We start from the raw sequence: 7,126 nt of genomic DNA, 5'->3' as shown, positions 1-7,126 counted from the left end.
GCCAGCTTGTCGGTCAGGTGGATATCGCAGTTCATCACCGCGGCCATGAACTCGACCGGGTGGTTGGCCTTCAGCCATGCGGTCTGATAGCTGACCACGGCATAGGCTGCGGCATGCGATTTGTTGAAGCCGTAATTCGCGAATTTCTCAAGCAGGTCAAATACCTCGCCGGATTTCTTCGCGTCGATTCCCTGCGCCTTGCAGCCCTCGACGAATTTCGGACGCTCCTTGGCCATTTCCTCGGCGATCTTCTTGCCCATGGCGCGGCGCAAAAGGTCGGCGCCGCCAAGGCTGTAGCCCGCCATGACCTGCGCGATCTGCATCACCTGTTCCTGATAGACGATGATGCCCTGGGTTTCGGCCAGAATGGGGTCGATGGTCGGATGCAGCGATTCCAGCGGGCGAAGGCCGTTCTTGACCTCGCAGTAGGTCGGGATGTTCTCCATCGGGCCGGGACGGTACAGCGCCACCAGCGCCACGATGTCCTCGATGCAGGTGGGCTTCATGCGCCTGAGCGCATCCATCATGCCTTGGCTTTCGACCTGGAACACCGCCACCGTGCGGGCCGAGGCGAACAGGTCGTAGCTGGCCTTGTCGTCCAGCGGGATGGCGTTGATCTGGTTCTCCGCCCCCTCGGCGGGTTCATACAGTACGCGCCCGTCGGCCGCTACATGCAGCGGCCGCCCGCCGCCGTTGATCAGATCGACAGCGTTCTGGATCACGGTCAGGGTTTTCAGGCCCAGAAAGTCGAACTTGACCAGCCCGGCCTGTTCGACCCATTTCATGTTGAACTGCGTCGCCGGCATGTCGGATGCCGGATCGCGGTACAGCGGCACCAGCCGGTGCAGGGGCCGATCCCCGATCACCACGCCCGCCGCATGGGTCGAGGCATTGCGCAAAAGCCCCTCGATCTTGGCGGCATAGTCCAGAAGGCGGCCGACGACTTCCTCTTTGGCGGCCTCGCGCAGGCGCGGCTCATCGGCCAGCGCCTTGGTGACGGAAACCGGCTTCACCCCCTCGACCGGGATCATCTTCGAAAGCCGGTCCACCTGCCCGAAAGGCAGTTGCAGCACGCGGCCCACGTCGCGCACGGCGGCCTTGGACAGCAGCGCGCCGAAGGTGATGATCTGGCCCACCTTGTCGCGGCCGTATTTCTCCTGGACGTAGGTGATCACCTCGCCGCGCCGGTCCATGCAGAAGTCGATGTCGAAGTCCGGCATCGACACCCGTTCCGGGTTCAGGAAGCGTTCGAACAGCAGCGAATAGCGCAGGGGGTCAAGGTCGGTGATGGTCAGCGCGTAAGCCACAAGACTGCCCGCACCCGAGCCCCGCCCCGGCCCGACCGGGATCCCGTGGTCCTTGGCCCATTTGATGAAATCGGCCACGATCAGGAAATAGCCGGGAAAGCCCATCTGCTCGATGATGCCCAGCTCGAACCGCAGGCGTTCTTCGTATTCCGCAACCGGCACGGCATGGGGGATGATCGCCAGACGCGCGCGCAGCCCGTCCCAGGCCTGACGGCGCAACTCCTCGACCTCGTCATCGGCGAAACGCGGCAGGATCGGCTTGTGCTTTTTCACCGCGAATGCGCAGCGGCGGGCGATCTCGACGGTGTTTTCCACCGCCTCGGGCAGGTCGGCGAACAGCGCCGCCATCTCGGCGGGGGACTTGAAATAATGCTCGGGCGTCAGACGCCGGCGCGGCGCGGTCTGGTCGACGAAGGCGCGATCCGAAATGCAGATCAGCGCGTCATGCGCGGCGTAAAGATCGGCCTTCGGAAAATACACATCATTCGTCGCCACCAGCGGCAGGTCCAGCGCATAGGCCAGATCGATCATGCCGCCCTCGGACGCCTGCTCCTCGGGCAGGGGCCGGCCCTCGGCGTCGTGGTGGCGCTGCAGCTCGACATAGAGCCGGGTCGGAAAGGCGGCGGCCAGGCGTTCGGTCAGGGCGCGCGCCTCGGGCAGACGGCCCTGCGTCAGCAACAGCCCCAGCGGCCCGGTGGCGCCGCCGGTCAGGCAGATCAGCCCTTCGGCATGGGCGGCCAGCTCGTCCGGCGTGACATGGGGCAGCGCGCCGCCCTCGCGCAGGTAAAGACATGAGGACAGCGCCATCAGGTTCAACCAGCCGGCCTCGTCCTGCGCCAGCAGCACCACCGGCGCAGTGACCCCGGCCTGCAGGCTGATCTGGCAGCCGATGATCGGCTGCACACCTGCATCCTGCGCCTTGACCGAGAATTCCAGCGCCGCGAACAACGCATTCGTATCGGTCAGCGCCACGGCGGGCATACCGTTCTGCGCCGCCAGATCGGCAAGCTTCCTGACCGGCACCGCGCCTTCCAGCAGCGAATGTTCGGAATGGGTGCGCAGGTGGATGAATCGGGGGCTGTCTTGCGGCATGGCCCTATCTAGGGGCGTTGCGGCGCCCGGCGCAATCGCCGGCGTGGGATTTCCACCGGGCCGGAACGGAAAGGGCGGCGCCTTCCCTGAGGAAAGCGCCGCCCGAATCCTGGCAAGGCAATCGGATCAGACCGCGCCCTGGATGAATTTCACCGCATCGCCGAAGGTCTGGATGGTCTCGGCGGCGTCATCGGGGATCTCGATGCCGAATTCTTCCTCGAAGGCCATGACCAGTTCCACGGTGTCCAGCGAATCGGCGCCGAGATCGTCGATGAACGAGGCGGTCTCCGTCACCTTCTCCTCATCGACACCCAGGTGCTCGACGACAATTTTCTTCACGCGATCAGCGATGTCGCTCATGTCTTTTCCTCGTTTTCGCGGGCGTCCGCCCAGAATGTTCCAGCAGGTGCCGGGCCGAGCCCAGGGCGGTTTCCCTGAAGCCTTGTTCGCGGGATATAGCACGGGGACGTGATCTTGCAACCCGCATAAACCATAATCAGATCATCGCCATGCCGCCGTTGACATGCAGTGTCGCGCCGGTGACATAGCCGGCCTCGACGCTGGAAAGATACAGCACCGCTGCGGCGATCTCGCTGGCGCGGCCCATGCGGCCGGCGGGGATCTGCGCCAGGATGCGGCCCCTCTGATCCTCGTTCAGCTTGTCGGTCATCGCCGTCTCGATGAATCCGGGCGCCACGCAGTTCACCGTGATCCCGCGCGAGGCGACCTCGCTCGCAAGGCTTTTCGACATGCCGACCAGGCCGGCCTTGGCAGCGGCATAATTGCCCTGCCCCGGGTTGCCCGTCACCCCCACCACCGAGGTGATGTTCACGATGCGACCCCAGCGCGCCTTCATCATGGTGCGCAACACAGCCCGGCACAGCCGGAAACTCGAGGTCAGGTTCACCTCCAGCACCTGCGCCCATTCCTCGTCGGACATGCGCATGAACAGGTTGTCGCGGGTGATCCCGGCATTGTTGACCAGGATATCGACGCTGCCCATGGCCGCGGCTGCCGCCTTGGGCAGCGCCTCGACCGCGCTCGCATCGCCCAGATTGGCGGTGACGACATGCGCCCGCGCGCCCAGCCGCCCGGCCAGGTCGCGCAGGGGCGCCTCGCGCGTCCCCGACAGCGCCACCGTGGCGCCGGCCGCGTGCAGCGCCTCGGCCACCGCACCGCCGATGCCGCCCGACGCGCCCGTCACCAGCGCGTTCTTGCCCGTCAGATCAAACATTTCCGACCTCGTTCCTTCAGTGTCCAGTTGTCCGGCGCGCATCCGCCCTGTCAGCTCTTCAGCGCCGCGATGTCGGCGGGTGCGCCGACATTCCTGACCACCGCCTCTTTCGAGATGCGCTTGATCATGCCCGAAAGCGCCTTGCCGGCGCCGATCTCCCAGAACTCGCCGACGCCGGCGGCGCTGAGGAACTCGACCGACTCGCGCCAGCGCACGGCGCCGGTCACCTGCTCGACCAGCAGGCGGCGGATGGCGCCCGGCTCGACCACCGGCTCGGCGCGGACATTGGCCACCACCGGCACGGCCGGGGCATGGATGTCGACCGCCGCCAGCGCCGAGGCCATGACCGCCGCCGCCGGCTGCATCAGCGCGCAGTGAAACGGCGCCGAGACCGGCAGCATCAGCGCCCGCTTGGCGCCGCGCGCCTTGGCCAGCGCGGCCGCGCGCTCGACCGCCGCCTTGTGCCCCGAGATCACCACCTGCGCCGGATCGTTGTCATTCGCCGCCTGACAGACCTCGCCCTCGGCGGCATCGCGGGCCAGTTGCTCGACTGCGGCCAGGTCAAGGCCGAGGATCGCGGCCATGGCACCCTGACCGACCGGCACCGCCTCCTGCATGGCCTGGCCGCGCAGCCGCAACAGCCGCGCGGTATCGGCCAGGCTCAGGGCGCCGGCGGCGCAAAGCGCGGAATATTCGCCCAGCGAATGCCCGGCGACGAAATCGGCGTCAGCGATGCCGAAACCCTCGGCCTCGAGCGCGCGCAGCGCCGCGATCGAGGTGGCCATCAGCGCCGGCTGCGCGTTCTGCGTCAGGGTCAGCGTCTCGATGTCGCCGGTCCAGACCAGATCCGACAGGCTTTCGCCCAGCGCCTCATCGACCTCGGCAAAGACCTCGCGCGCCGCCGGATAGATCTCGGCCAGGTCGCGCCCCATGCCGATGACCTGCGCGCCCTGTCCCGGAAATACGAATGCCCGCATCGCGGCTCCCCTTCTGTCCCATGTCCCTGCGACTGTCCTTGCAACAGGATTAGCCCGCGCCCGCGCGTCCCGCAACCGCGGCTCATCGCGGGATGACGATCTCGGCCCTAAGCCCACCCAGCCGCTCGCCCTCGCCCAGGCGCAGCTGGCCGCCATGGGCGCGGGCGATGTCGGCGGCGATGGACAGGCCCAGGCCCACGCCCTGGCCGCGGTTCTGGTTGCGCGCCGGATCGAGGCGCGTGAAGGGCTTCAGCGCCTCCTCGCGCCGCTCGGCCGGGATGCCGGGCCCGTCGTCCTCGACCGAGATGCGGAAATAGCTGGGCCCCAGCACCGCCTCAAGCTCGGCATGCTCGCCATAGCGCACGGCATTGCCGATCAGGTTCTCGACCGCGCGGCGCAGGCTGTCGGGGCGGAAGGTGGCATGCCCCTCGGCATCGCCCTCGACGGAATGCAGCCGCACTTTCTGCCCGCCGCGCTGCGCATCCGCGACAATGGCGCGGGCAAAATCCAGCGCAACCAGCGACTGCGGCGGCGCGTCCTGCGCCGCGTCACGGGCATGGTCCAGAAAGGCGTCGATCATGCGCGACATGGCCGCGACATCGCTTTCCAGCGCCGCGATCTCGTCGGCGTCGGGCGGATCGTCGGGGCTCAGCATCGACAGGCCCAGCCGCAGCCGGGTCAGCGGCGTGCGCAGATCGTGGCTGACGCCGGACAGCATCTGCTTGCGTTGCTCGCTCTGGCGCTCGATCCGGTTGCGCATCTCAAGAAAGGCGGTGCCGGCGCTGCGGATCTCGATGGCGCCGGCCGGGCGGTAGGGCACGATGCGGCCCTTGCCATATTCCTCGGAGGCGTGGGCCAGGCGCCGGATCGGGCGCAGCTGGTTGCGCAGGAACACCGTGGCGATCGCCGTCATCAGCAACGAGGTCAGGATCATCAGCACCAGCAGCTGATGCGGATTCGAGGCGCTGACGCGCGTGCGCTGAAACACCAGCTGGTAATCGCCCCAGCGCCCCCCCAGCGTCACGCGCACATCGCGGCGATGGCTCAGATCGACAGCCTTGACCGCCGGAATGCGCCCGTGCAGCCCGGCGATCACCACCCGCCCGGACAGGTCGTAAAAGGCCCGCCATTCGCGCGCCGGAACCGTCGCCGGCAGTTCCAGCCGCAGCCCCAGCGGCCCGGCCACCGCCTCGGCGCGGCGCCGCGCCGCGTCCGCGTCGGGGGCGGCATCGACCAGCGCGTCGATCAGCGCGACCTCGCGCGCCATGGCCGAGGTCATCTGCCGCGTCACGTCCTCGAAATGGCGCTGCAGGAACATGATGGTCACCACCACCGTCACCACCACCACCGGCAGGAACAGGATCAGCGCCGCGCGACCGTAAAGCCCGCGCGGCATCACATGTTTCAGCCAGTCGAAATTCATCGTAACGTCCCGCGACAGTTCCGGCTTTCAGGCCGCAAGCATCAGGTTAGCGCGATGACCCAGACCGAGAAAGCCCTGCGGGTGATTACCGCCGACAACCCCTCGCCCCTGACCGGGCCGGGCACCAACACCTTCCTTCTGGGCCGCGGGCAGGTGGCGGTCATCGACCCCGGCCCCGACCTTGCCGCGCATCGCGCCGCGATCCTGGCTGCCGGCGCCGGGCGCATCAGCCACATCTTCGTCACCCATGCGCATCTGGACCACTCCGCCGGCGCGCGGGCGCTGGCGCAGGCCACGGGCGCGCCGATCCTGGGCTTTGGCGCCGCCACCGAGGGGCGCTCGGCGCTGATGGCGCGGCTGGCGCTCAGTGGCGCGCTGGCCGGCGGCGAGGGCATCGACCCGGATTTCGTCCCCGACCTGACCCTAGCCGACGGCGCCGTGATCGAGACCGGGGACTGGCGCCTGCAGGCCCTGCACACGCCCGGCCATTTCGCCGGCCATCTCAGCTTTCGCCACGAGGACACGATCTTTTGCGGCGATGTGGTGATGGGCTGGTCCACCACGATCATCTCGCCACCCGACGGCGATCTGGCGGATTACTTCCGCACGCTCGAGCGGCTCGATGCGGCCGGCGCAGCGCGACTTTTGCCTGCGCACGGGCCGGCGATCACCGATCCCGCCGCACGCCTGGCCGAACTGGCCACCCATCGACACAGCCGCACCGCCGAGATCCTGGCCGCGCTGCAGCACGGCCCCGCCACGGCCGAATCCATCGCCCGCCGCATCTATGACGTGACCCCGGCGCTGATTCCGGCCGCGACCCGCAACGTGCTGGCGCATCTGATCGCCCTGTCGCAATCCGGCGCCGTCCGAACCCCCGGCCCGATCGCGGTGGACGCGATCTTTTCCCGCAGTTGAGCGCGGCTTTCCCCACTCGGGCAGAATCTCCCGCCACCCGTGAAAAAAAGCGCCAAGCCCTCTGGACGCCCCCAGAGGCGGTTGCTATACGGCCCCCGTGTTCCGGCGTAGCTCAGCGGTAGAGCAGTTGACTGTTAATCAATTGGTCGTAGGTTCGATCCCTACCGCCGGAGCC

General features: G+C 67.9%; 6 protein-coding genes and 1 tRNA gene. 2 read left to right on the top strand and 5 right to left on the bottom strand.

The features are described 5' to 3' along the window. The 5 genes from dnaE to WMK75_RS17620 form a co-directional block, all read right to left on the bottom strand. Positions 1 to 2,399: DNA polymerase III subunit alpha (dnaE, locus tag WMK75_RS17640; RefSeq protein ID WP_347268897.1), on the bottom strand; the 2,399-nt coding region annotated here is incomplete at its 3' end. A 126-nt stretch (positions 2,400 to 2,525) separates the two neighbouring features. Then, complete coding sequence (locus tag WMK75_RS17635) at positions 2,526 to 2,759, bottom strand: acyl carrier protein (protein ID WP_011748063.1); 234 nt, start codon at positions 2,757 to 2,759, stop codon at positions 2,526 to 2,528. Positions 2,760 to 2,895: 136 nt separating this feature from the next. After that, a complete protein-coding gene (gene fabG, locus WMK75_RS17630; RefSeq protein WP_347268896.1) occupies positions 2,896 to 3,633 on the bottom strand; it encodes a 3-oxoacyl-[acyl-carrier-protein] reductase in 738 nt (245 codons plus the stop codon). 50 nt (positions 3,634 to 3,683) lie between these two features. Then, on the bottom strand, positions 3,684 to 4,610 hold the full coding sequence (gene fabD, locus WMK75_RS17625; protein ID WP_347268895.1) for an ACP S-malonyltransferase: 927 nt from the start codon (positions 4,608 to 4,610) through the stop codon (positions 3,684 to 3,686). A gap of 82 nt (positions 4,611 to 4,692) precedes the next feature. Beyond that, positions 4,693 to 6,033 (bottom strand): ATP-binding protein, encoded by a 1,341-nt coding sequence (locus WMK75_RS17620; RefSeq protein WP_347268894.1) that lies wholly within the window; start codon positions 6,031 to 6,033, stop codon positions 4,693 to 4,695. Between the two features lie 54 nt (positions 6,034 to 6,087). On the opposite strand from WMK75_RS17620, the gene WMK75_RS17615 reads away from it, so the two are divergent. Together WMK75_RS17615 and WMK75_RS17610 are read left to right on the top strand one after the other, a co-directional pair. After that, positions 6,088 to 6,951 (top strand): MBL fold metallo-hydrolase, encoded by an 864-nt coding sequence (locus WMK75_RS17615; protein WP_347268893.1) that lies wholly within the window; start codon positions 6,088 to 6,090, stop codon positions 6,949 to 6,951. Between the two features lie 101 nt (positions 6,952 to 7,052). Then, positions 7,053 to 7,124: transfer RNA gene (locus WMK75_RS17610), tRNA-Asn, on the top strand. Positions 7,125 to 7,126 lie beyond the last annotated feature (2 nt).

Origin of the sequence: Paracoccus sp. (in: a-proteobacteria) (assembly GCF_039808215.1) — a bacterium.
Lineage (GTDB): Bacteria > Pseudomonadota > Alphaproteobacteria > Rhodobacterales > Rhodobacteraceae > Paracoccus.
The sequence above is the reverse complement of the archived record's forward strand: the minus strand, read 5'-3'. Positions and strand labels throughout refer to the sequence as shown.

Excerpts from the sequence above, each read along its gene's own strand:
- WMK75_RS17635 (WP_011748063.1), bottom strand. The coding sequence starts at position 2,759 with ATGAGCGACATCGCTGATCGCGTGAAGAAAATTGTCGTCGAGCACCTG.
- fabG (WP_347268896.1), bottom strand. The coding sequence starts at position 3,633 with ATGTTTGATCTGACGGGCAAGAACGCGCTGGTGACGGGCGCGTCGGGC.
- fabD (WP_347268895.1), bottom strand. The coding sequence starts at position 4,610 with ATGCGGGCATTCGTATTTCCGGGACAGGGCGCGCAGGTCATCGGCATG.
- WMK75_RS17620 (WP_347268894.1), bottom strand. The coding sequence starts at position 6,033 with ATGAATTTCGACTGGCTGAAACATGTGATGCCGCGCGGGCTTTACGGT.
- WMK75_RS17615 (WP_347268893.1), top strand. The coding sequence starts at position 6,088 with ATGACCCAGACCGAGAAAGCCCTGCGGGTGATTACCGCCGACAACCCC.